Here is a 23,057-nt window from a genome sequence, read left to right on the forward strand (position 1 = left end):
TTCCTCAGTAGGCGCCCGACAGCAGCGCGCCCGCGCCCGGGACGACCGGTTCCAGATCCAGCGATTTCAGGATGGCGTAGGTCGTGGCCACGGCGGCGGTGATCACCGGCTTGCCGGTCTGGGCCTCGACTTTGGCGATAGCCGGCAGCGACGGCATCTGCACGCAGGCCGACAACACGATGGCGTCGACATCGCGGGTGTCCATCTGCGCGACGATCTCCGGCAGCCGCGCCGGGTCGTGGCGCCCGACATCCAGATTGTCCGGAATCTCCAGCGCGCGGTAGTCCACGACCTCGAAGCCTTCGTTGCGGATGTAGTCCACCACCAGCTCGGTCAAAGGCTTCATGTACGGGGCCACCACCACGATGCGGCGGGCGCCGATTACCTTCAGGGCATCCACCAGCGCCCCCGCGCTGGTGATCACCGGCGCGTCCGCGCCATTGGCGGCCGTATGCGCCTGCAAACGCTTTTCCGAGACCCGGTGGTAGCCGTGGCCCATCGCCATGATCGCCACCAGGCAGGCGTAGCCCAGCACGTCCACCCGAGCGTCGCTCAGTTCCACGGCGCACCGGTCGGATTCGCCATCCATCGCCGCCAGTTCCTCCTTCACCACCTTCTTCATGCGCATCCGGCTGGAATGGAACGTGAAGCGCTCCGGCCGGATCTGCTGGCGCGCCAGCAGCATCGCGGGGATCTCGGTCTCCATCGTCGTGTTCGAGCTCGGCACGATCTGGCCGATACGGAAGGGTCTTTGCATGGTTGCTCCTTTTTTTCCGGGGGATCAGAGTTTGAACAGGCGCCGCGCGTTGCCGTGGCAGACCAGCTCGCGGGTCGCGTCGTCCATCGGCGTCTGCTCGATGAATTCGGCGGCCAGCACAGTCGATTCGTAGGGATAGTCCACCGAGAACATCACCGCCTCGCGGCCCATTTCGGCAATCGCGGCCATCAGCGTGGGAGGCGAACAGACGCCGGACGTGGTGATGACGATGTTGCTGCCCAGGTATTCCGACGGCGCGCGCGCCAGCTTGATGCCGTGCGAATAGACCGCGAAGCGGCTGTCGAAGCGCCAGCGCTGGAACGGCAGGCCCTCGCCCATGTGCCCCAGGATCAGCTTGACGCCGGGAAAGCGGTCGAACACGCCGCCGAACAGCAGCCGCAGCGCATGCGTGGCGGTCTCGACGCCCCAGCCCCACGATGCGCCCACCAGTTCCGGATGACCCGAATAGGCCTGCGGAATGACATAGGGATCAGTCGGATGCAGGTAGATCGGCACATCCAGTTCCTGCACCTGTTCCCAGAACGGGTCGTAGGCGCGGTCGTCGTAGTAGACGCCGCCCGTGTGCCCGTTGATCAGCGCGCCTTTGAATCCCAGCTGCTTCACGCAACGCGTGAGCTCCGCCGCAGCGACCAGGGGGTCGTGCATCGGCACGGTGGCGAAGCCGCCGTACCGGGTCGGATGCCGGGCGATCTGGCTGACGAGGAAATCGTTGTTCTCTTTGGCGCGGTTGAGCGCCACCGCGGCATCGGCTTCCGCCTGCACGCCGGGGCCCGTCTGCGACAGGATGACGTAGTCGATCCCCGCACGATCCATTTCGCCCAGCCGGACTTCATCGAAATCCACCAGCCGCGCCGCTAGGTCGGCCAGCACGGCAGGATCGATATGCTGCGCGAAGCTCTTTGAATAGTCCTTGAATCCGACTGCGGTGTAGTGCTCCTCGAATGCGATCTTGCGCACTTTGCTCATTCCCCTGCTCCCAGTGTGATGGCGCGGCGCCTGCCCCGCCCCGGCATGTCAGCGACTATTATCAGTACGCTGACTATATGATTGGAACAACCGATATCCGGGGCGGCATTCCCTCGCAAGGGAACCACCCCGCTCAGCCTCCGAATTTACGTCAGTATACTGACTTTATAGTCAGCGTACTGACCAATTAGGGAAATCCCGAGGCCGACGCGGCGCCTTCGGATAGGGCGGAAACGGCGCGAAAACAGGTAGGGATAGACACTAGTGACAGCCGCCTTAATCATCAGTACAGTGAGCATAAGCCGTGTCGGCGCCTCTTCGCCGCCGCGGCATTTCCTCTGTGAGAAGCCGATGAACGCCCTGGATCTGGACGTACTGCAACTTGCCCGCGACTGGGTCGCCGCGGGCCGCCGCGTGCATTTGGTGACCGTTGTGCAAACCTGGGGCTCGGCGCCGCGGCAAGCAGGCGCCATGCTGGCGGTGCGCGACGACGGCCGCGTGATCGGGTCGGTGTCCGGCGGCTGCATCGAGGACGATTTGATTGCGCGGGCCCGTTCCGGCGCGCTGGAAGACGCCCCTGCCCGGCTGACCTACGGCGTCACGCGGGACGAGGCCGCGCGCTTCGGGCTGCCTTGCGGCGGCACGCTGCGCCTGATCAGCGAACGGCTGCGCGACACGGTGTGGCTGGACCGGGTGCTGGCGTCGATCCGCGAGCATCGCCTGATCCAGCGCACGGTGGACCTGCTGGACGGCCACACGTCGGTATCGCCCGCCGGTCCCGCCGACGGCCCCGATTTCGATGGCCGGATGTTCCGCAGCGTTTACGGGCCGCGCTGGCGCTTGCTGATCATCGGCGCGAACCAGACGGCCCGCGTGCTGGCGGACGTCGCCGCGACACTGGAGTTCCACGTCACGGTGTGCGATCCGCGCGAAGAGTTCTTCAGCGATTGGAGCGCGTCCCAAGCCACGTTGCTGACCAGCATGCCCGACGATGCGGTGCTGGAGATCGGCACCGATGAACGCACTGCGATCGTCGCCGTCACCCATGATCCCAAGCTTGACGACATGGCGCTGTTGGAAGCGTTGAAATCCCGCGCGTTCTACGTCGGCGCGCTGGGTTCGCGCGCCAACCAGGAGAAGCGCCGGGAGCGGCTGCGGCTGTTCGATCTGGAAGACAACCAGATCGCCCGCCTGCATGGCCCGGTGGGCCTGCGCATCGCCAGCAAAACGCCGGCCGAGATCGCCGTGGCGATCGCCGCCGAGCTGGTCTGGGTGCGCAATACGCTGGGGGACGGGCAAGCCGCCCGCAGCGTGCCCCAGATGAATGCGCTGAAGGACTGAAAGCGAAAAGGGGCAGGCGCGCGCCGGCGGCGCGGCGGCCCCCGCCCTACATCGGTTTCAGGGTCGTGCGGCTGTACTGGTTATTGGCTTCAACCAGGGTGGACAGCAACTTCATGAAGATTTCCTGGTTGCGCGCGGACAAGGGTTCCAGCAGGCGCTGCTGCGCACGGGCCATGCCTTCCTGCAGCAGTCCCATGATGCGCAAGCCTTCGGGGGTGATCACCGCCTGGCGCGACCGCTTGTCGGTGGGATTGACCCGGCGTTCCACCAGCCCGCGCTCTTGCAGCCGCTTGACGACATCGGCGGTGGTGGTGCGGTCGAGCCCCAACTCCATGCCGATGGCGGTCTGGTCCAGCCAAGGGCTGAGCGATAGCGCGGTCAGCACGCCGTATTGCACGGGCGTCACGTTCTGCGTCTTGCACTCTTCGTAGAACATGGCGTAGTGGATCTGGTTCAGGCGCCGCACCAGATAGCCGGGGCGCGACCACAGCACCTGCTTGGCCGGATCGAAGATATTGCTGTCTGTCTGTTGAGTTGCGACGCGCTTCTGGGACGTCGTCTTTTTCTGTACATCCGGCACGTTGGGGCAGCTCCAATTAGTTAGTGTACTGAGAATAATACCACCGGCCACTTCGTGTCGAGAGCCTTAGCGCAGCCCATTGAGCGAAATCAAAAGCGGGCCCGCGCGGCGCCGCAAACCCCTAGCGCGGATGCGCCGCCAAGTACCCTTTCAGGGTCTGCACCAGCGCCGCCGCGGCCGGCGAAAGGCTGCGGTTGCGCGACGTGACCAGGCCGATCGAACGCTCTGCCACCGGCCCGGTCAGCGGCCGTTGGACGATGGCGGTCTGCGACACCGCGCCCGCCGCGATCTCGGGCAAGGCCGCCACGCCGAAACCGCATTCGACCATCGCCACGATCGTCGTCAGGTGCTCGGCCTCGAACGCCGGCGCGAAGCGGATGCGGTTCTGCAGGAACGCCCATTCGGTGTACTGCCGCACGCTGCTGGGCTGCACCATCGACACGTGCGCGGCGCTGGCGGTATCGGCCCAGCGCACCGGCCCGCGCGTCTTGGCGAGCGGGTGCGATTCGGGGATCAGCAACAGGAAGCTGTCGGACAGCAACGGCACGTAGTGCAGGTCGGCGTGCTGAGGGTCGGCGGCGGTCAGCGCGAAGTCCACCTCGCCTGCGCGCACCAGGTCGAAGGCGGGGCCCGACAAGGTGTCACGAACTTTCAGCGCCACATGCGGATGTGCCTGTCGGTAGGCCATCAGCACGCGCGGCAGCAGCCGAGCCGCCAGCGACGGCAACGCGGCGACCGAGACCTGGCCTTGCTCGGCGCTGGTGACGCCGCTGACCGCCGCGATCGCGTCGCGGAACGCCACCTGCAAGGTCGCGGCCTGCTGCATGAAGACTTCGCCGGCCGCCGTCAGCCGCACCGTGCGCGTGGTGCGGTCGAACAGCCGCACGCCCAGGGCCTCTTCGATGCGCTGGACCTGCGTGGACAGCGCCGATTGCGACAGGTGCAATTGCGCCGCCGCCTGCCGGAAATTGAGCGTGCGGCCGAGCACCAGCGTGGTGTCGATATCGCGCATCGAAAGATTGATCTGCATGGTGTCTTGTTTGTCTCTATTGATCTGTTTTACCGATCATTCTATCCAAAAAATCTGATTCATCAATCAAAGCGCCTTCTCTACACTCGCCCCCAACGACGATGCAAGAAAGGAGCAAACCATGCAGACGGACGCAACAGCGCTGCCCAACCCGGGCGCGGCGCATGCGGTGGTAGTGGGCGGCGGAACGATGGGCGCGGACGTGGCAGTGGTGCTGACCCGCGCGGCCTGCCGGACGACCGTGATCGAATCCAACGCGGAACGCGCGGCCGGCCTGCCCGCCCGCGTCGCCGAAAACTTGAAGACCATCGGCCGAGAAGCCAATGCCGCCCTGCTGGCCACCGCGCCCGGCCTGGACGCGGTGGACTGGTCGACCGTGGATCTCGTCATCGAGTGCATCCCTGAACGCCTGGACATCAAGCAGGCGCTGTTCGCGGACCTGGCCAAGCGCGCCCGCCCGGACGCCATCCTGGCCAGCAACAGTTCCAGCTTCCCCATCAGCGCCATCGGCCAGGGCCTGGAAACACGCGGCCGCATGCTGGGCCTGCACTTCTTCATGCCCGCGCACCTGGTGCCGCTGGTGGAAGTGGTGCTGGGCGAAGCCAGCGACAACGCCTGCGCGGATTCGCTGATCGCCTTCATGCGCCGCTGCGGCAGCGTGCCGGTGAAAGTCAAGCAGGACCTGCCCGGCTTCCTGGCCAACCGCTTGCAGCACGCGCTGTCGCGCGAAGCGTTCGATCTGATCGACCGCGGCATCGCGTCGCCGGAAGACGTGGACGCGGCCGTGCGCTTCGGCTTCGGCTTCCGCTTCCTGGCGGCCGGCCCCGTCATGCAGCGCGACCACGCGGGCATCGACGTGCACGCCGCCGCGGGCGCGACCATGTATCCGACCTTCTGCAATGCGGACCACCCCGCGCGCTGCCTGACCGAACGCGCCGCCGACGGCCGCTACGGCATGAAAGCGGGCGAAGGCTTCTACGCCTGGACGCCCGAGACCATCGCCGCCGAGCGCGCCCGCTACGACCGCCTGCTGCGCGCCGGCCTGGACCTGATCAGCCCCGAACTGCCGGAGATCCAGCCTTGAACGCGTCTGCCCTGCCGCGCGCCGCGCTGGCCGATTCCCCCGTCGTCATCACCGTGGCGCCCAACGGCGCATACAAGAAAGCCGCCGACCATCCTGCCGTGCCGATGACGCCGCAAACGCTGGCGCTTGAAGCGCGCGCCTGCCTGGACGCGGGCGCCGGCATGATGCACATGCACGTGCGCAAGCCCGACGGCAGCCACTTGCTGGACGCGCATGCCTACCGCGAAGCGCTGGCCGCCGTCGACCGCGCCGTGGGCCGCGAGCTGCTGGTGCAGGTCACCAGCGAAGCCGCCGGCGTCTACCAGGCGGCCGAACAGATCGCATTGGTGCGTGAACTGCAGCCCGAGGCCGTGTCCATGGGCTTGCGCGAAATCGCGGTGCCGGACATCCCCGAAACGGAACTGGCGGCGTTTTTCGCATGGGTAGCCGAACGTCGCATCATGGCCCAGATCATCCTGTACGACGAAGGCGACGTGCGGCGCTGGCAGTCGCTGCGCGCCCGCGGGCTGGTGCCGCCGGGCGCGTGGTCGGTGCTGTTCGTGCTGGGCCGCTACAGCGTGGGCCAGACGTCTTCGGCCTATGACCTGCTGCCTTTCCTGGCGGCGTACGACCACACGCTGCCGTGGGCGATCTGCGCATTCGGCGCCGAGGAAAACGCCTGCGTCACGACCGCAGCGGCCTTTGGCGGCCACATGCGCGTAGGCTTCGAAAACAACCTGAAGCTGCGTGACGGCAGCATCGCGCCGGGCAATGCGGCGCTGGTCCGTCAGGCCGCCGAAGGCGCGCGCGCGCTGGGCCGGCCATTGGCCACGGCAGAAGACGCGCGCCGCATCTACGGCGCCATCGGCTAATCCTCAACACGAATCAGTATCAAGTGCGTGACGCCTTCCGGACCCCATCCCGAAAAGGCGTTATGCATTTCAATATATAGCGCCACGGCAAGATTTTTTCGCTGTGATGCAACATTGACGCCCGGTAAAAGCACTGCTAAAAACTTCGACATCCGCACGTTAAACGCAATACCCCAACTGTCGTAGTGAGGTGGTGTGTGCAAAACGAGTCTGATGGCTACACCAAGCCTCAGGAGCTGCGAAGTTTCCTGTTCCTGACGGCTGTCATGGCCCCCGTTCTGACGGTTGTCATCGTGGCGGGCTACGGTTTCATCGTCTGGTTCTATCAGCTGATCGCCGGCCCTCCGGGCAGCTGATGCGACGCGACGGAACCCCCATGTCCGCGCTTCCCTCCCCCCCGGCGTCCACGCCGCCGCCCGAGCTGCACATCGCCAGCCTGGTCGTGCACGCCCTGCCCAAACGCCTGCCCGATGTCCGCGCCGCCATCCTGGCCGTCGCGGGCTCTGAAATCCATGGCGCGTCCGACACCGGAAAACTGGTGATCACGCTGGAAGCGCCTTCCACCGACGACATGATGGCGCGGATCTCCGAGATCCAGCGCCTGGATGGCGTGCTGGCCTCGGCGCTGGTCTACCAGCACGCCGACACGCTTGCCACGATGAACGAGGAGATTGGCGATGTCCATGGCTCGTAGAGACTTCATCAAGCAATCCGCCGCTGCGGCCGCCGCCACGGTGGCGGGCATCCCCATCGTCGGGTACACGCAGAACATCGTGACCGAATCCGAAGCGGCCAAGCTGAAATGGTCCAAGGCGCCCTGTAGGTTCTGCGGGACCGGCTGCGGCGTGAACGTCGCGGTGAAGGACAACCAGGTCGTGGCCACGCACGGCGACTTCAACGCCGAGGTCAACAAGGGCCTGAACTGCGTCAAGGGCTATTTCCTGTCCAAGATCATGTACGGCAACGACCGGCTGACCACGCCGCTGCTGCGCATGAAGGACGGCAAGTACGCCAAGGACGGCGAGTTCGCGCCGGTGTCCTGGGACCAGGCGTTCGACGTGATGGCCGAACAGTTCAAGCGGGTGTTGAAAGACAAAGGGCCGACCGCCGTCGGCATGTTCGGGTCGGGCCAATGGACCGTCTGGGAAGGTTATGCCGCGCTGAAGCTGATGAAGGCCGGCTTCCGGTCGAACAATCTGGACCCGAACGCGCGGCATTGCATGGCGTCCGCGGCCGTGGGGTTCATGCGGACCTTCGGCGCCGACGAGCCCATGGGCTGTTACGACGACATCGAGAACGCCGACGCCTTCGTGCTGTGGGGCTCGAACATGGCCGAGATGCACCCCATCCTGTGGACCCGCGTGACCGACCGCCGGCTGTCCGCGCCCAGGACCCGCGTGGCGGTGCTGTCGACCTTCGAGCACCGCTCGTACGAACTGGCCGACCTGACGCTGACCTTCACGCCGCAGACGGATCTGGCGATCCTGAACTACATCGCCAACCACATCATCCAGACCAAGCGCGTGAACCGCGACTTCGTGGACAAGCACACCGTGTTCCACGAAGGCAACACCGATATCGGCTATGGCCTGCGGCCCGACCACCCCTTGCAGAAGGCCGCCAAGAATGCCGACAAGGCGGGCGGCTCAAAGCCCATCACGTACGACGAGTTCGCCAAGTTCGTCTCGAAGTACGACCTGGAATACACGTCCAAGCTGAGCGGCGTGCCGCAAAAGCAGTTGCAGGACCTGGCCGAGCTCTATGCCGACCCGAAGATCCGCGTGACCTCGTTCTGGACCATGGGTTTCAACCAGCACACGCGCGGCGTGTGGGCCAACAACATGGTCTACAACATCCATCTGCTGACGGGCAAGATCTCGACGCCGGGCAATAGCCCGTTCTCGTTGACCGGCCAGCCGTCGGCCTGCGGCACCGCGCGCGAAGTGGGCACGTTTTCCCACCGCCTGCCCGCCGACCTGGTCGTCACCAACCCCAAGCACCGCGCGCACGCGGAAGACATCTGGCAACTGCCTGACGGCACCATCCCCGACAAGGTGGGCGCGCACGCGGTGCTGCAGAACCGCATGCTGAAGGACGGCAAGATCAACGCCTACTGGGTGATGGTCAACAACAACATGCAGGCGGCGGCCAACCTGATGAACGAGGGCTTGCCGGGCTACCGCAACCCCGACAACTTCATCGTGGTGTCGGACGCCTACCCCACGGTCACCACCATTTCGGCCGACCTGATCCTGCCCGCGGCCATGTGGGTGGAAAAGGAAGGCGCCTACGGCAACGCCGAACGGCGCACGCAGTTCTGGCATCAACTGGTGAACGCGCCGGGCGATGCGCGGTCCGACCTGTGGCAGCTGATGGAGTTTTCCAAGCGCTTCAAGGTGGAAGAGGTCTGGCCCGCCGACTTGCTGGCGAAAAAGCCCGAATACCGGGGCAAGACCCTGTTCGACGTGCTGTTCGCCAACGGCCGCGTCAACAAATTCCCCAACAGCGAATTGAACGCGGAGTATGAAAACCAGGAATCGAAAGCCTTCGGCTTCTATGCGCAGAAAGGGCTGTTCGAGGAGTATGCGGAATTCGGCCGAGGCCACGGCCATGACCTGGCCCCCTTCGACACCTATCATGAGACGCGCGGCCTGCGCTGGCCCGTCGTCAACGGCAAAGAGACCCTGTGGCGCTACCGCGAAGGCAGCGATCCCTATGTGAAGGCCGGCGCCGGTTTCGAGTTCTACGGCAATCCGGACGGCCGCGCCGTGATCTACGCCCTGCCCTACGAGCCGCCCCCCGAATCGCCGGACAAGGAATATCCGTTCTGGCTGTCCACCGGCCGCATCCTGGAGCACTGGCATTCCGGATCGATGACGCGGCGCGTGCCCGAGCTGTATCGGGCGTTTCCCAACGCGGTCTGTTTCATGCACCCCGACGACGCGCAGGCGATGGGCCTGCGGCGCGGCGTGGAAGTGGAGATCGAATCGCGCCGTGGCAAGATGCGCACCCGGCTTGAGACCCGCGGGCGCAACAAGCCGCCGCGCGGCCTGGTCTTCGTGCCCTGGTTCGACGCCGGCCAGCTGATCAACAAGGTCACGCTGGACGCCACTGACCCGATCTCGTTCCAGACCGACTTCAAGAAGTGCGCGGTCAAGATCGTCAAGGTCTGAACGGCCCCCGGGAGACAGCCATGAACCTACGCGCCGCCATCATCGCCTTCAGCATCCTTCTGAGTTCGGCTGCCTGGGCCGCCCCGCCGTTCGAGGTCGAAGACCCCATGCGGGGGCCCACCCCGATCGCCGAAGAGGCCGACCCGCCGCTGATCAGCCCGATCGAGAACAAGGACATCAAGCGGATGCGCACCTATTCGATGCAGCCGCCCACCATCCCGCACAAGATCGACGGCTACCAGATCGACAAGAACTACAACCGCTGCCTGGCCTGCCACGCGCGGGTGAACACCGAGGAAACCCAGGCGCCGCCGCTGAGCGTGACGCACTACATGGACCGCGACAGCAACGTGCTGGCCGAGGTGTCGCCACGGCGCTATTTCTGTGTGCAGTGCCACGTGCCGCAGGCCGAGGCCAAGCCGCTGGTGTCCAACACCTATCAGGACATCGACGGGATCCTCAAGCGCCTGACCGCCCCGGCCACCGACAAGAAGTAAGGGATTGATGCCGCCATGTTCAAGCTCATCAAGCGCTACTGGAACATCATCCGCCGCCCCAGCGTGCACTTCAGCCTGGGATTTTTGACGATCGGCGGCTTCATCGGCGGCATCCTGTTCTGGGGCGCCTTCAACACCGCGATGGAGCTGACCAACACCGAGAAGTTCTGTACGGGCTGCCATGAAATGCGCGACAACGTGTACGCGGAATTGAAGGGCACCATCCATTTCACCAACCGTTCAGGCGTGCGCGCCCTGTGTTCGGACTGCCACGTGCCGCACAACTGGACGGACAAGATCGCCCGCAAGATGCAGGCCTCCAAGGAAGTGTGGGGCAAGATCTTCGGCACCATCGACACACGCGAAAAGTTCGTGGACAAGCGGCTGGAACTGGCCCAGCACGAATGGGCGCGCTTCAAGGCCAACGACTCGCTGGAATGCCGCAACTGCCACAACTACGAATACATGGACTTCACGCGCCAGAGCGTGCGCGCGCAGAACATGCACTCCACCTACCTGGCGGACAAGACCAAGACCTGCATCGACTGCCACAAGGGCATCGCCCATACGCTGCCGCACATCCCGCCCGGCCAGACCTCTGACGCGACGCCGCCGGCCGGGGCGCCCAAAGAGGTGGCGAATGCGGCCCGCTGACGCGCCGCCGCCGATGCTTGCCGCCAGCGGGCTGCGCAGCCCGCGCGGCGGCCCCGATGGCGCACACCCGGTCGATTTCGACCTGCATCGCGGCCAGCTCCTGCATGTGCGGGGCGCCAACGGCAGCGGCAAGACGAGCCTGCTGCGCATGCTGGCGGGCCTGCTGCGCCCGTTGGACGGCACGCTGCATTCACAGGGCATCGACGCGCGCCGCGACCCCGCCGCCTATTTCGCGGGCGTGGCGTTCCTGGGGCATGCCAACGGGCTGTGCGGCGAACTGACCGCGCTGGAAAACGTGCGTTATGCCCTGCATGTCGCGGGCACCCCGCAGAACGATACGGCCATTGCCGCGGGCCTGCGCGGCTGGCGGCTGGAAGGCGGCCTGCACCTGCCCGCCGCCCGGCTGTCCCAAGGCCAGGGCCGCCGGCTGGCGATGGCCGCCGTGGCGCTGGGCGGCAAGCCCCTGTGGTTGCTGGACGAACCCGACGCCGGCTTGGACGCGGCCAGCCTGGACCAGTTGTGGCGCGCGCTGGACACGCACCTGGACGCAGGCGGCGCGGCGGTGGTGGCGTCGCACCGGACGCCCGGCACCGCCGCCTCTCGCACGCAAACCCTGAACATGGATGACTACGCGGATGCTGGCTACGCTGTCTCAGTTGGCGCTGCGTGACATCCGGCTTGCCTGGAGGCGGCCGGCGGATACGCTGGGCGCCACGCTGTTCTTCATCGTCGCGGGATCCCTCTTCCCGCTGGCGGTCGGCCCCGACCCCGCCTTGCTGCTGGCGATCGGGCCGGGCGTGCTGTGGGTCTGCGCGCTGCTGGGCATCCTGCTGAGCCTGCACCGCCCGTTCACGCAGGACCATGCCAACGGCGCGCTGGAGCAACTGCTGGTGTCGCCGCATCCGCTGCCGCTGCTGGTGGGCGTGAAGCTGGTCGCGCACTGGTTCACCGGCTGCCTGCCGCTGATCCTGGCCAGCCCCGTGCTGGCCCTGCAATTCGGCCTGCCGCCGCAGGCGATCGGCGTGCTGGTCCTGTCCCTGCTGCTGGGCACGCCCACGCTGGCGCTGGTGGGCGGGCTGGGCGCTGCGCTGACGCTGGGCCTGCGCGGCGGCGCGCTGCTGCCCCTGCTGGTGCTGCCGCTGTATGTGCCGGTGCTGATCTTCGGGGCGGGCGCCGTGTCCGCCACGCATGCGGGCCTGGGCGCAGGACCGCAATTGTCGTTGCTGGGCGCGTGCCTGTGCCTGGCGATCCTGCTCTGCCCCTGGAGCGCGTCCGCCGCGCTGCGCGTGGCGCTGGACTGAGAGGCCCCATGCACAAGCAACCCGCTTTCGATTCGCCTTATGCCGCCGGCCCGGCCCCCGCCGGCGCGGGCTGGATGCGCTACGCCTCGCCGGCCGTGTTCTACCCGCTGGCCGGCCGCCTGATCCCGATGCTGGCGCTGGCGGCCACGCTTTTCGCCTGCGCGGGCCTGTACGTCGGCCTGGCCGTGGCGCCTGCCGACAGCCAGCAGGGCGAGGTCTACCGCATCCTGTTCATCCACGTGGCGGCGGCCTGGATGTCGATGTTCCTGTACCTGGTCATGGCGGGCTACGCCGCGTTGGGCCTGATCTACAACACGCGCCTGTCGTTCATGATGATGCGGGCGCTGGCGCCCACCGGCGCGCTCTTCACGTTCCTGACGCTGTGGACGGGCGCATTGTGGGGCAAGCCCACCTGGGGCGCCTGGTGGGTCTGGGATGCGCGGCTGACGTCGGAACTGATCCTGCTGTTCCTGTATCTGGGCTTCATGGCCTTGCAGGCCGCCACCGACGATATCCGTCGCGCCGACCGCGGCGGCGCCATCCTGCTGCTGGCCGGCGTCGTCAATGTTCCCATCATCTATTTCTCGGTACGGTGGTGGAGCACGTTGCATCAAGGCGCATCCATCAACCTGACCACGGCACCCAGCATGGCGCGCATCATGGTCTCGGCCATGCTGCTGATGGTGGCGGCCTTCTGGCTGTACAGCGCGGCGGTGGCGTTGGCGCGCGTGCGCGGCATCATCGCCGAACGCGAGCCGGGTGCGGCGCGCACCGGCCGCCCCGCCCCGGAGGCGCCATGAGCTGGGACGCGCTGTTCTCCTTGCAGGGCCACGGCCCCTACATCCTGGGCGCCTACGGCGTCACGCTGGCCCTGATGGGGCTGGAGGCCGCCGTGCTGTGGCGCCGGGCACGCGCCCGGCGCGCGGCGGCGCGTGGACAAGCCGGCGAGGCCCGCCCATGACGCCGCGCAAGCGCCGCGTGCTGGCCATCGCGGGCGGGCTGGGCCTGCTGGCCCTGGCGACCGCGCTGGTGCTCAACGCCTTGCAATCGAACCTGGTGTTCTTCTTCAGCCCGACGCAGGTGGTGGCGCAAGAGGCCCCCCGCAACGGCAGCTTCCGCGTGGGCGGGTTGGTGGAGCAAGGCTCGGTGCGACGCGACGCCGACGGGCTGACCCTGCGGTTCCTCGTGACCGACACCGCGCACACGGTGCCCGTGACCTATCAGGGCCTGCTGCCGGACCTGTTCCGCGAAGGCAAAGGCGTGGTGGTGGCCGGCAGGCTGGACGCCGACGGCGTGTTCCGCGCCACCGAAGTGCTGGCCAAGCATGACGAGAACTACATGCCGCCCGAGGCCGCCGATGCGCTCAAGCGCGCCGGCCAGGCCACGGCCGCCAACACGATGCAGGGGCAGGCGAAATGATTCCCGAAATCGGCTTGTTCAGCCTGATCCTGGCGCTGCTGACGGCGTTGGCGCAGGCCATCCTGCCGCTGATCGGCGCCGCCACCGGCTGGCAGGCGGGGCTGCGCGTGGCGCGGCCGGCCGCCGTGGGCCAGTTCTGCCTGACCGTGCTGGCCTTCGGCTGTCTGGCCTGGTCGTTCGTGCACAACGATTTTTCGGTGCTGTATGTGGCCGGCAATTCCCACGCAGACCTGCCTGCCGCATACCGCTTCGCGGCGGTCTGGGGCGGGCACGAGGGGTCGCTGCTGCTGTGGCTGCTGCTGCTGACCGCCTGGACCTTGGCCGTCGCCGTGTTCAGCCGCCGCCTGCCGCTGGCGTTCGCCGGCCGCGTGCTGGCGGTGATGGGCTGGATCAGCGTGGGCTTCCTGCTGTTTCTGCTGTTCCTGTCCAACCCCTTTGAACGGCTGATGCCGCCCGCCATGGCCGGCCGCGACCTGAACCCGCTGCTGCAGGACCCCGGCATGATCGTGCACCCGCCCATGCTGTACATGGGCTATGTGGGGTTTTCCGTGGCCTTCGCCTTCGCGATCGCGGCCTTGCTGTCGGGCGAACTGGATGCGCTGTGGGCGCGCTGGGTCCGGCCGTGGACGCTGGCCGCCTGGACCTTCCTGACCGTCGGCATCCTTCTGGGCAGCGCATGGGCGTACTACGTGCTGGGCTGGGGCGGCTGGTGGTTCTGGGACCCGGTGGAGAACGCCTCGTTCATGCCGTGGCTGGCGGGCACCGCGCTGATCCACTCGCTGATCGTGACCGAGCGCCGCGGGGCCTTCCGCAGCTGGACGGTGCTGCTGGCCATCTGCACGTTTTCGCTCAGCATCCTGGGGACGTTCCTGGTCCGCTCCGGCGTGCTGACCTCGGTGCACGCCTTCGCGGTGGATCCGGGCCGCGGACTGTACATCCTGGCGTTCATGACCGTGATCGTCGGTGGTTCGCTGACGCTGTACGCGTGGCGTGCGCCGACGGTCGGCCTGGGCGGCGGCTTTTCTCTGCTGTCGCGGGAATCCCTGCTGCTGTCGAACAACGTCGTCCTGACCGTGGCGGCGGGCTCGGTGCTGCTGGGCACGCTATACCCGGTGGTGCTGGACGTGCTGGACTGGGGCAAGATCTCCATCGGGCCGCCCTACTTCGAAGCCGTGTTCGTGCCGCTGATGACCCCGGCCGTCTTCTTGATGGGGGTGGGCCCGATGGCCCGTTGGAAACAAGCCACCCTGCCCGACCTGGGCCGGCGGCTGCGCGCGGCGTTCGCGGTCAGCGTGGCGACGGCCGTGTTGCTGCCGCTGGCGATGCCGGGCCCGTTGCGGCTGGGCTCGCCCATGATCATGCTGGGCCTGTGGCTGGCGGCGTGGTCGGTCGGCAGCGCCGCCGCGCACGCCGCGCAACGGCTGACGGATGGCGGCGGCCAATGGCTGCGCCGGCTGGGCCGCCAGCCGCGCGCCTGGTACGGCATGCTGCTGGCGCACGCGGGCGTGGGCATCTTCATCGCCGGCGTCACGCTGGCCAACGGCTACGAGGTCAAGCACGAGCTGCGCATGGAATTGGGCGCCACGCAGGAAGCCGGCGGCTACCAGTTCACGTTCGCCAGCGTGGCGCCCGCCGCCGGCCCGAACTACAGCGCGCAGCGCGCCGTGTTCCCCGTTACCCGCAACGGCAAGCCGGTCGTGACGCTGTATCCCGAAAAGCGCCTGTATACGGTGCAGGACATGGCGTTGAGCCAGGCCGACATCGACAGCGGCTTCACCCGCGACCTGTTCGTGGCGCTGGGCGAACCCGTGGGCGACCGCGCCTGGACCGTGCGCATCCAGGTCAAGCCCTTCATGACCTGGATCTGGACCGGCTGCCTGCTGATGGCGCTGGGCGGCCTGCTGGCGGCGGGCGACAAGCGCTACCGCCACGCGCAGGAGGCTTCGGCGCGCCCGCCCAGGACCGAGGCCGCCCCATCCGCCCACGCGGCGCGGGAGGGGTACTGATGCTGCGATACCTGCTGCCGCTGGGCGTCTTCATGGCGATGGCGGTGTTTCTGGCGATGGGCCTGTCGCGCGACCCGCGCGCGGTGCCGTCCGCCATGATCGACAAACCCGCCCCCGCCATCAGCCTGCCGCTGCTGCGGGCGCCCGGGCAACAATCCGGCCAGCAATCCATCCAACAACCCGGCCCACAGCTGGACGTGCAGGCGCTGCGCGGCCAGGTCTGGCTGCTGAACGTGTGGGCGTCTTGGTGCGGCCCGTGCCGCGAGGAGCTGCCGGTGCTGCGCGACGTCGCCCAGCGCCACGGCATTCCGCTGTACGGGTTGAACTACAAGGACAAGCCCGAGGACGCGCTGGAGTGGCTGGCGCGCAACGGCAATCCGTACATCGCATCCGCCAGCGACACCGACGGCCGCGTCGGCATCGAATATGGCGTCTACGGCGTGCCCGAGACTTTCGTGATCGACGGCGCCGGACGCATCCGCTACAAGCAGCTTGGCCTGATCACCCCGGACATCTGGCGCACCCGGATCCAACCCCTGATCGAGAGCTTGCGATGAGAGCGCCCGGATTCCTTGCCCCGCTTCTGCTGACGCTGGCCCTCGCGATGGGCGCGGCCGGCACGGCCGCCGCGCAGACGCCGCCCGCCCTGCCCCCGCTGTCGTCCGCCGACCAGCAACGCGCCGACAAGCTGGCGCATGGCTTGCGCTGCCTGGTCTGCCAGAACCAGACGCTGGCCGATTCCAATGCGCCGTTGGCGCACGACATGCGCAACCTGATCCATGCCCAACTGGCCGAGGGCCGCAGCGATGCGCAGATCATGCGCTTCTTCGAAGACCGGTACGGGGATTTCGTGCGCTATGACCCGCCCTTCAAGCCCATCACCTGGTTGCTGTGGCTGGGGCCATTCGCGCTGCTGGCGTTGGGATTCTGGGTGCTGCTGCGCACGCTGAAACGGCGCACGGGCGCGCGCGCGCCCTTGACCGCCGACGAACGCGCCCGCGCCGCGCGCTTTCTGGATACCGGCTCATGACCACGCTCTGGCTTGTCGTCCTGTCGCTGCTGCTGGCGACGCTGCTGTGCCTGATCCCGCCGCTGGTACGCCGGGCGCCGAAGGCGGACCCGGCGTCGGACGCCAGCGTGCGCGCGTTCTACCTGGCCCAGCGCGAGCAATTGCGGCGCGACCGGCAGAACGGCAGCCTGAGCGCCGACGGCCTGGCGCGGGCGGAAGACGAGCTGCAACGCGACCTGCTGCAAGACCTGGCCTTGCGCCAGCGGCAGGCCGCGCCGGTCCGCGGCCAGCGGGCAGGCGTGGCGACGGCTTGCCTGCTGAGCGTGCTGATCCCCGTGGCCGCCGTGCTGCTCTACGGCAAGCTGGGCAATCCGCGCGCCGCGGCGGATGTCTCCGTCATGGCAGGCGCCGCCGAACCGCATGCAGCCGAATCGGGCGAAGACATGGCGCTGGCCATCAATGCGCTGGCGCAGCGTCTGCGCAACGCGCCCGACGATGCGGACGGCTGGTACACGCTGGCGCGCTCTTATGAAACGCTGGGCCGCTATGCCGACGCCGTGGCCGCCTACCGGCAGGTGCTGCGCCTGTTCCCCGGCCAACCCGCGGTGCTGGCCGACATGGCCGACGCGCTGCTCTCGGCGAACCAGGGCGTGCCTGACGCCGATTCGGTCGCGGCGGTAGCGCAGGCGCTGGCCGCGCAGCCGGACCAGCCCAAGGCCCTGGCGCTGGCGGGCATGATGGCGTTGCGGCGCGGCGACGCGGCCGAGGCGCTGGCCCATTGGGAGCGCCTGCAAGCCCTGCTGCCGCCGGACTCCGAGGCCGCGCGGCAGATCCAATCCAATATCGCCCAGGCGCGCGCGATGACTGCCGGTGCGCCGGCTGCGCCTGCCACGGCCCAGGCGCAGCCCGCCGGCGGCGCGTCTGCCCCGGCCGCGCGCATCAGCGGACATGCCCGCATCGCCGAGGCCTTGCGCAGCCAGGTCCAGCCCGGCGATACCGTGTTCATCCTGGCGCGGCCCGTCGAGGGCTCGCGCATGCCGCTGGCGATCCTGCAGTGGCGCGTGTCGGACCTGCCACGCGCGTTCGTGCTGGATGACAGCAGCGCCATGTCGCCCGACGCCACGCTGTCGCGGGCCGGCAACGTGCGCGTGGAGATCCGCATCAGCCGGTCAGGCACCGCCGCCGCACGGCCCGGAGACCTGAGCGGCATACTGCCTGACGTGGCCGTCGGCGCGGACGGTCTGGAACTGGTGGCCGACACCGTCGTGCGCTAAGGCGCGCCGGTGTCAGCCGGGGTCAGGAGCCGGGGTCAGGGCCGCAGCCGAGCCCCCGACGGCCTACGCGCGTTCGATCCGCGCCGGCAGCCCTTGACGCACCGCCGCCCCCGACACCCAGTCGATCCAGACGTTGGCGTGCTCGCCCCGGGTGGCGTCGCCAAACCCCAAGTCGTTCAGGTTGACGCCTGCCGCCAGCGCCGGATCGTGCGGCATCGGCTTGCCGTCGACCACGTGGGCGCGCGCGCCCAGCTCGGTATGGCCGTAGCCGTGCTCGATGCCCACCGCGCCCGGCTGGATGCCGTCGCGCAACAGGGCCAGCCCCGTCACCGCGCCGCCCGGGGTCACGATGCGCACGGCGTCGCCATTGCGCAGCCCCAGGCGTTCACCGTCCTGCCGGTTGATCGACACCGGGTTGTGCGGATGCACCTGGCGCAAGCGGTTCACGCCGATGGACATGGAGCTCATCAGGTTCGATTTGAACGAGCTGAGCAGGAACGGCCATTGCTGCGCCGGGTACGCCGCGCGCATGGCGCGGCCGTCGGCCAGGCGCGCCGGATACCAGGTGGGACAGCCGCTGTAGCGTTCGCCCGTCATGGCATGGCGGAACCCCGCCAGTTCCTCGCTCCAGATCTGCAAGGGCTTGGCGTAGGCTTGGCGCGTATGCCGGTTCTGGCCCTTGTCCACCCAGGCATCCTCCATCTTGTCGAAGCGTCCGCCCCGGCTCATCAGCATGGCGACCTGCCGCCATTCGCCGGGCTTGAGCTTGTGCTGCAACAGGCTGCGGTAGCGGTCCACGCCCGTCAGCGCCATGTCGTCGTCGCTGGCCTCGGGCACGGCGCGGCCGGCCGAGAACGCGATGTTGGCCATGCCGCGCAGGAAGAAGTCTTCCGGTGTGTCCAACGCGTACTTCGCGCCGTCCTTGTCCGAGATCGCGTTTTCGCCGAAGCCCGGCATGCCCAGACGCTTGGCGCAGGCGATCAGGAAGGTCTCCAGGCAGACGGGTTCATTGGTGGCCGTGCGCGCCACGCGCGGCGCGACGGCAGGCCAGCGCACGGTGGAGGCCTTGGCGACCACGTCGGCCCAGGGTGCCGACACGCCCCAGCTTTCGTAGGTGACGGTGTCCGGCACGATGTAGTCGGCCAGCGCGTTGGTTTCGTTGATGAACGGGTTGATCGATACCGACAGCGGCAGGATGCGCGGGTCTTTCATCTTGTCGATGATCACGCCCTTCAAGCCCGCGATGCCGTAGATCGGGTTGCTCATGTGGTTGAACCAGACCTTGGCGCGGTACGGATACCCCGCCAGGGCGGACGCCAGCATTTCGGAACTGAGGCCGCCCGTGGCCGGATACCACGGCGCGGATGCCGGATACGCCGGCTGGCCCGCCGCCTTCTTGCGCTTGAATTCGCTGGACTTCTCGTATGGGAAGCGGTTGCGCGACAAGGCGACGCCCTTGGGCGTGGCGCGGTTGGCGAAACCCGCGATGTTGTAGCGCGGGCCGGGGCCGTAAGGCGGGAACGGGCCGGCGTCCAGCACCAGCCCGCCGTCCACGTTCAGGTTGCCGACCAGCGTGTTGAGCATGGCGATGGCGTAGGCCGTATAGAACCCCGCGCCGCTCATCGTGCCGCCATGCGCGTCGGCCACGGCGCGCTTGCCGTAGCTGGTGAAGCGCTTGGCCAGCGCAGCGATCTTGTCGGCGGGCACGCCGCACAAGCCGGCGTAGTCGTCCAGCGATTTGCGGTGCGATTCCTCGCGCAGCAAGGCCAACGACGAGCAGACGCGCACGGTTTCCGAACCGCCCGCCATGCCGGGCACGGCGATGCGCTCGTCGACGAACATCGTGGCGGCCGATGCGGTCGTGTGCGGCGCGAGCGTGCCGTCTTCCAGGCGCACCGCGTAGACGTCTTCCCATTTTTCGTCGGCGTCGGCCGGACGCGGCCAGCCCAGGTCCGCGCCGCGCACGAACGTGCCCAGGCGCGGGTGGCCGGGTTCGGCCACCACCAGGTGCGTGGCGTTGGTCCAAGCCGCTTCGCCCGCCGCCTTCATGGCATCGGGGCCGGGCTGCGCCAACATGCGGGCGTCGAAGCGCTCGTTGTCGAGGATCCAGCGGATCAGGCCCATCGCCAAGGCCAGGTCGCTGGCGGGGTTCACCGGCAGCCATTCGTTGCCCGAGCCTGCCGACAGGCTGGAGGACGCGGGCAGTACGGGCGACACCACGACATACGTGAAGCTGTCCGCCTCAGGCCGCACCCGTGCCTCGGCCAGTTGCCGGGCCTGGCGCTGGAACGGGTTGCCCGCTTGCGCCGGCGCCGCGCCGATGAACAGGCCGAAGCGCGCGTTGTCCCAATCGGGCTTGCCGTGCGGCATGCCTTTCAGGTCGCCGAATGCGGCGCCCGCGCCCACGCGGAAGCTCTGGCCGCAATACGAACCATGGTTGCTGAAGTTGACCGTGCCGAACGACTGCGCGGCAAAGCGCTGGATCAGCGGCGTGCGGCCTTCGTTGGAGGCGTCGGTGAACAGGAACTGGTTGACCTTGGCGCCGTACTCCGGATTGTCGGGGTCCAGCAGCGTGTCGCGGTCAAAGACGGCGCGCAAGCCCTCCACGTGGCCTTCGCCGAACAGGTCCCCGCCTTCGCACACTTCCTGCACCAGCTGTTCGAATGAGATGGTCTGCCACTTGCCTTCGCCCCGCCCGCCCACGCGCTTCATCGGTTGCAGCACGCGGAACGGACTGTTCATCTGTTCCAGCATGGCCGAGCCGCGGGCGCAGGACGTGGCGCGGCCTTCCAGGCCGTTCTCGCCGCCCAGTTGCGCGTAGACCTCGCGCACCGGGGTTTCCATCGCGGCGGGGCGCGTGGTGGCCAGCGGGTGGTAGGGGTTACCCGCCACGCGCAGGATGCGATTTTCCTTGGTGTCCACGCGCAGGCGCACACCGCACTGGGTCCAGCAGCCCAGGCAGCTGGACGGGCTGACCGTCTGGCCCGGCTGGGCGGAGAGCACGCCGGTCAGCGGGTCGATGCGGAATTCCGCCGCCAGCGAATTGCCGCGCACGGCATGCGCCGTGGGGACGCCGGCCGTGCCGTGCGCCAGGCCCTTCACCGCGCGGGTGACGGTTTCGCCATAGCCGGCGGCAAAGGCCGCCATGCCCCCGGCGACGAGGCCGCCGCGCACCATCAACCTGCGCCGCGCCGCGTCCGCCAGGGCATCGCCAGCCGTATCGGGAGTGTCGCGTGTATCGGGCGCGCCAGGGGCGCCGGGCTTGTCGTCTTCGTGTTGCTTGTCCATTGCTTTATCTTCCATGTGCATTCGTCTTGCGGCCGCGTCAGGCCGCCATGCCGCGCGCGCGCGCCGGGAACCGTTCCAGGGCCCAGACCGTAGCGGTGACCAGCGCCACGCACAGGCCCAGCACCCCGACCATGCCCAGCAGGCCGTCGCTGCCCCAGGGCATGTCGTACAGGTACAGGCCGGCGCCGTACTTGGGCACGCCCTGCACGCTCATGAACACCACCCAGCGGAAGATCCACGCGGCGGCCAGCATGGTCAGCGCCAGCGAGGCCGAAGACAGCGGCGCCGCCAGCGCGTGCGCCGGGCGCTGCAGCAGCGCGATCATGCAGAAGGCGGTGATGACCGCGCCGGCCAGGCTGATGCGCCAGATCGGGAAGTCCGCGAACAGCCGCAAGGCGGCGTCGAACGACGGGTCAATGCCCAGCGTGCCCAGCAGGGCCCAGGCACCGGCGCCCAACGCCATCAGCACGACGGCGGCAAGGCTCAGTTGGCGCAGCATGCCCACCGGCAAGGCCTTCATGCCGCCCGGCAGCCACCGGCCGACCAGGAACATGGCGCCCAGCGCGCCCATCCAGGCCGTCAGCGCGAAGTTCACGGGCAGGAACACGGTGTGCCACAAAGGCCGCGAACGCAGCACCATGACTTCGGCGCCGGTGTAGACCAGGATCGAGACGGCGGACAGCGCCAGCGCCACGCCCAGCAGGCGCACCCAAGCGATGCGGCCCCACCACCACGCGGCGCAGAACAGCACGGCCAGGCCCACGAACACCGGCAGCAGCAAGGCGCCCAGCCACATCCACGACCAGGGCGTGACTTGCGTGTAGAAATGCCAGAACCTGCCGGGCTGGTGCAAGTCGGCCAGCAGCGACACGGGCGCGGCGACGGCGGTCACGAGCAGCACGGTCGCCGCCGCGGGCAGCAGCCGGCGCGCGGGCGACCCCGCAGGGCCGAAGGCGGCGAAGACGGCGGTCAGCGCGGTGGTGGCGCTGATGCCGATGAGAAAAAAGTACTGCACGGCCCAAGGCAGCCAGGCGGCGTCATAGGCCGGCGTGAGCAATTCCGAGATCTGCATGAAAGTCCCCTGTGATGGCTCAATGTCCGCCAGCCAGGCGCACGCCGGCTTGGCCGTCGACCTGATGGACGAACGCATCGGGCAAGCCGATGTAATAGACGTGGGGATCGGTCTTCATTTCGGGCTTCAAGACCTTGATGTCGGCCTTGTGTTCGACCAGCAACCGGGAGATGGCGCTGTCGGGGTCGTTCATGTCGCCGATGACGCGCGCGCCGCCGACGCAGCTTTCCACGCAGGCCGGCAGCAGGCCAGCTTCCAGGCGGTGTTCGCAGAACGTGCACTTGTCGGCCGTTTGCGTCTCGTGGTTGATGAAGCGGGCGTCGTAGGGACAGGCTTGTACGCAGTAGGCGCAACCGACGCAGCGTTCGTTGTCGACCAGGACGATGCCGTCTTCGCGCTGGAAGGTGGCTTGCACGGGGCAGACGGGGACGCAGGGCGGGTTGTCGCAGTGGTTGCACAGGCGCGGCAGCATGACCATGGCGGCCGGGCTGCCGTCGTCGGGGGTGACTTCGTATTGCAGGACGGTGGTGCGGAATTGCCCGATGGGGGGCAGGTTTTCCATGGAACAGCTGACCGTACAGGATTGGCAGCCGATGCATTTGCGCATGTCGACGACCATGCCGTAGCGCTTGCCGGGGATGCCGGGGATGCCGGGGCGGCGCGGGGGTTGGCCGTTCAGGCCGGTGGCTTCGGCGTGGATGGGGATGATGGTGGCGGCGGCGCTCAGGCCCAGG

Annotated in this window: 24 protein-coding genes; 17 read left to right on the top strand and 7 right to left on the bottom strand. The window is 68.0% G+C overall.

Annotation, left to right across the window (positions count from 1 at the left end; genetic code table 11):
• Nucleotides 1-4 precede the first annotated feature (4 nt).
• Together A9973_RS15740 and A9973_RS15745 are read right to left on the bottom strand one after the other, a co-directional pair.
• Nucleotides 5-757 carry an Asp/Glu racemase gene (locus A9973_RS15740; protein WP_183014682.1) on the bottom strand — a complete coding sequence of 251 codons (753 nt, stop codon included), beginning with the start codon at nt 755-757 and terminating at the stop codon, nt 5-7.
• 24 nt (nt 758-781) lie between these two features.
• A complete protein-coding gene (locus A9973_RS15745) occupies nt 782-1,744 on the bottom strand; it encodes an amidohydrolase family protein (protein WP_183014683.1) in 963 nt (320 codons plus the stop codon).
• Between the two features lie 351 nt (nt 1,745-2,095).
• Here A9973_RS15745 and A9973_RS15750 point away from each other — a divergent pair, with 351 nt between their 5' ends.
• Nucleotides 2,096-3,085 carry an XdhC family protein gene (locus A9973_RS15750; protein ID WP_183014684.1) on the top strand — a complete coding sequence of 330 codons (990 nt, stop codon included), beginning with the start codon at nt 2,096-2,098 and terminating at the stop codon, nt 3,083-3,085.
• Between the two features lie 46 nt (nt 3,086-3,131).
• Here A9973_RS15750 and A9973_RS15755 read toward each other — a convergent pair whose 3' ends face one another.
• Entirely contained in the window at nt 3,132-3,599 is a 468-nt protein-coding gene (locus A9973_RS15755) for a MarR family winged helix-turn-helix transcriptional regulator (RefSeq protein ID WP_370539494.1), read from the bottom strand.
• Between the two features lie 187 nt (nt 3,600-3,786).
• Entirely contained in the window at nt 3,787-4,695 is a 909-nt protein-coding gene (locus tag A9973_RS15760) for a LysR family transcriptional regulator (RefSeq protein WP_183014686.1), read from the bottom strand.
• A 121-nt stretch (nt 4,696-4,816) separates the two neighbouring features.
• On the opposite strand from A9973_RS15760, the gene A9973_RS15765 reads away from it, so the two are divergent.
• The 16 genes from A9973_RS15765 to ccmI all read left to right on the top strand — a co-directional run bounded on the left by A9973_RS15765 (nt 4,817) and on the right by ccmI (nt 17,963).
• On the top strand, nt 4,817-5,779 hold the full coding sequence (locus tag A9973_RS15765) for a 3-hydroxyacyl-CoA dehydrogenase family protein (protein WP_183014687.1): 963 nt from the start codon (nt 4,817-4,819) through the stop codon (nt 5,777-5,779).
• A complete protein-coding gene (locus A9973_RS15770; protein ID WP_183014688.1) occupies nt 5,776-6,630 on the top strand; it encodes a 3-keto-5-aminohexanoate cleavage protein in 855 nt (284 codons plus the stop codon). The genes A9973_RS15765 and A9973_RS15770 overlap by 4 nt, the downstream gene beginning before the upstream one ends.
• A gap of 197 nt (nt 6,631-6,827) precedes the next feature.
• Nucleotides 6,828-6,986, top strand: coding sequence for a periplasmic nitrate reductase, NapE protein (gene napE / locus A9973_RS15775; protein ID WP_105560214.1), 159 nt, complete (start codon nt 6,828-6,830; stop codon nt 6,984-6,986).
• 20 nt (nt 6,987-7,006) lie between these two features.
• Nucleotides 7,007-7,324: a chaperone NapD gene (locus A9973_RS15780; protein WP_183014689.1), complete on the top strand. Its 318-nt coding sequence runs from the start codon at nt 7,007-7,009 to the stop codon at nt 7,322-7,324.
• On the top strand, nt 7,308-9,803 hold the full coding sequence (gene napA, locus A9973_RS15785) for a periplasmic nitrate reductase subunit alpha (RefSeq protein WP_183014690.1): 2,496 nt from the start codon (nt 7,308-7,310) through the stop codon (nt 9,801-9,803). The genes A9973_RS15780 and napA overlap by 17 nt, the downstream gene beginning before the upstream one ends.
• A 20-nt stretch (nt 9,804-9,823) precedes the next feature.
• Nucleotides 9,824-10,300, top strand: a complete 477-nt coding sequence (locus A9973_RS15790) for a nitrate reductase cytochrome c-type subunit (RefSeq protein ID WP_183014691.1) — start codon at nt 9,824-9,826, stop codon at nt 10,298-10,300.
• Nucleotides 10,301-10,315: 15 nt separating this feature from the next.
• Nucleotides 10,316-10,954, top strand: a complete 639-nt coding sequence (locus A9973_RS15795; protein WP_183014692.1) for a cytochrome c3 family protein — start codon at nt 10,316-10,318, stop codon at nt 10,952-10,954.
• Nucleotides 10,941-11,624, top strand: coding sequence for a heme ABC exporter ATP-binding protein CcmA (gene ccmA, locus A9973_RS15800; protein ID WP_183014693.1), 684 nt, complete (start codon nt 10,941-10,943; stop codon nt 11,622-11,624). The genes A9973_RS15795 and ccmA overlap by 14 nt, the downstream gene beginning before the upstream one ends.
• Nucleotides 11,590-12,255, top strand: coding sequence for a heme exporter protein CcmB (gene ccmB / locus A9973_RS15805; protein WP_183014704.1), 666 nt, complete (start codon nt 11,590-11,592; stop codon nt 12,253-12,255). Before ccmA ends, ccmB begins: the two co-directional genes overlap by 35 nt.
• Before the next feature lie 8 nt (nt 12,256-12,263).
• A complete protein-coding gene (gene ccmC / locus A9973_RS15810; RefSeq protein WP_183014694.1) occupies nt 12,264-13,055 on the top strand; it encodes a heme ABC transporter permease CcmC in 792 nt (263 codons plus the stop codon).
• Nucleotides 13,052-13,216, top strand: coding sequence for a heme exporter protein CcmD (gene ccmD, locus A9973_RS15815; RefSeq protein ID WP_183014695.1), 165 nt, complete (start codon nt 13,052-13,054; stop codon nt 13,214-13,216). Before ccmC ends, ccmD begins: the two co-directional genes overlap by 4 nt.
• Nucleotides 13,213-13,674 carry a cytochrome c maturation protein CcmE gene (gene ccmE, locus A9973_RS15820; protein ID WP_183014696.1) on the top strand — a complete coding sequence of 154 codons (462 nt, stop codon included), beginning with the start codon at nt 13,213-13,215 and terminating at the stop codon, nt 13,672-13,674. Before ccmD ends, ccmE begins: the two co-directional genes overlap by 4 nt.
• Nucleotides 13,671-15,680: a heme lyase CcmF/NrfE family subunit gene (locus A9973_RS15825; protein ID WP_183014697.1), complete on the top strand. Its 2,010-nt coding sequence runs from the start codon at nt 13,671-13,673 to the stop codon at nt 15,678-15,680. The genes ccmE and A9973_RS15825 overlap by 4 nt, the downstream gene beginning before the upstream one ends.
• Nucleotides 15,680-16,237, top strand: a complete 558-nt coding sequence (locus A9973_RS15830) for a DsbE family thiol:disulfide interchange protein (protein WP_183014698.1) — start codon at nt 15,680-15,682, stop codon at nt 16,235-16,237. The genes A9973_RS15825 and A9973_RS15830 overlap by 1 nt, the downstream gene beginning before the upstream one ends.
• Nucleotides 16,234-16,710, top strand: a complete 477-nt coding sequence (locus A9973_RS15835) for a cytochrome c-type biogenesis protein (RefSeq protein WP_183014699.1) — start codon at nt 16,234-16,236, stop codon at nt 16,708-16,710. The genes A9973_RS15830 and A9973_RS15835 overlap by 4 nt, the downstream gene beginning before the upstream one ends.
• Nucleotides 16,707-17,963, top strand: coding sequence for a c-type cytochrome biogenesis protein CcmI (gene ccmI, locus A9973_RS15840; RefSeq protein ID WP_183014700.1), 1,257 nt, complete (start codon nt 16,707-16,709; stop codon nt 17,961-17,963). Before A9973_RS15835 ends, ccmI begins: the two co-directional genes overlap by 4 nt.
• A 63-nt stretch (nt 17,964-18,026) precedes the next feature.
• On the opposite strand, the gene A9973_RS15845 is transcribed toward ccmI, so the two are convergent.
• Genes A9973_RS15845 through dsrO form a run of 3 tightly spaced genes read right to left on the bottom strand, consistent with a single transcriptional unit; the run spans nt 18,027 to nt 23,056 of the window.
• Nucleotides 18,027-21,251 carry a tetrathionate reductase subunit A gene (locus A9973_RS15845; RefSeq protein WP_183014701.1) on the bottom strand — a complete coding sequence of 1,075 codons (3,225 nt, stop codon included), beginning with the start codon at nt 21,249-21,251 and terminating at the stop codon, nt 18,027-18,029.
• Nucleotides 21,252-21,288: 37 nt separating this feature from the next.
• Nucleotides 21,289-22,323, bottom strand: a complete 1,035-nt coding sequence (gene nrfD, locus A9973_RS15850) for an NrfD/PsrC family molybdoenzyme membrane anchor subunit (protein WP_183014702.1) — start codon at nt 22,321-22,323, stop codon at nt 21,289-21,291.
• Nucleotides 22,324-22,342: 19 nt separating this feature from the next.
• Entirely contained in the window at nt 22,343-23,056 is a 714-nt protein-coding gene (dsrO, locus tag A9973_RS15855) for a sulfate reduction electron transfer complex DsrMKJOP subunit DsrO (protein WP_255469179.1), read from the bottom strand.
• Nucleotide 23,057: the final 1 nt, after the last annotated feature.

The organism is Achromobacter sp. UMC46, assembly GCF_014170335.1.
Taxonomy (GTDB): domain Bacteria; phylum Pseudomonadota; class Gammaproteobacteria; order Burkholderiales; family Burkholderiaceae_B; genus Achromobacter.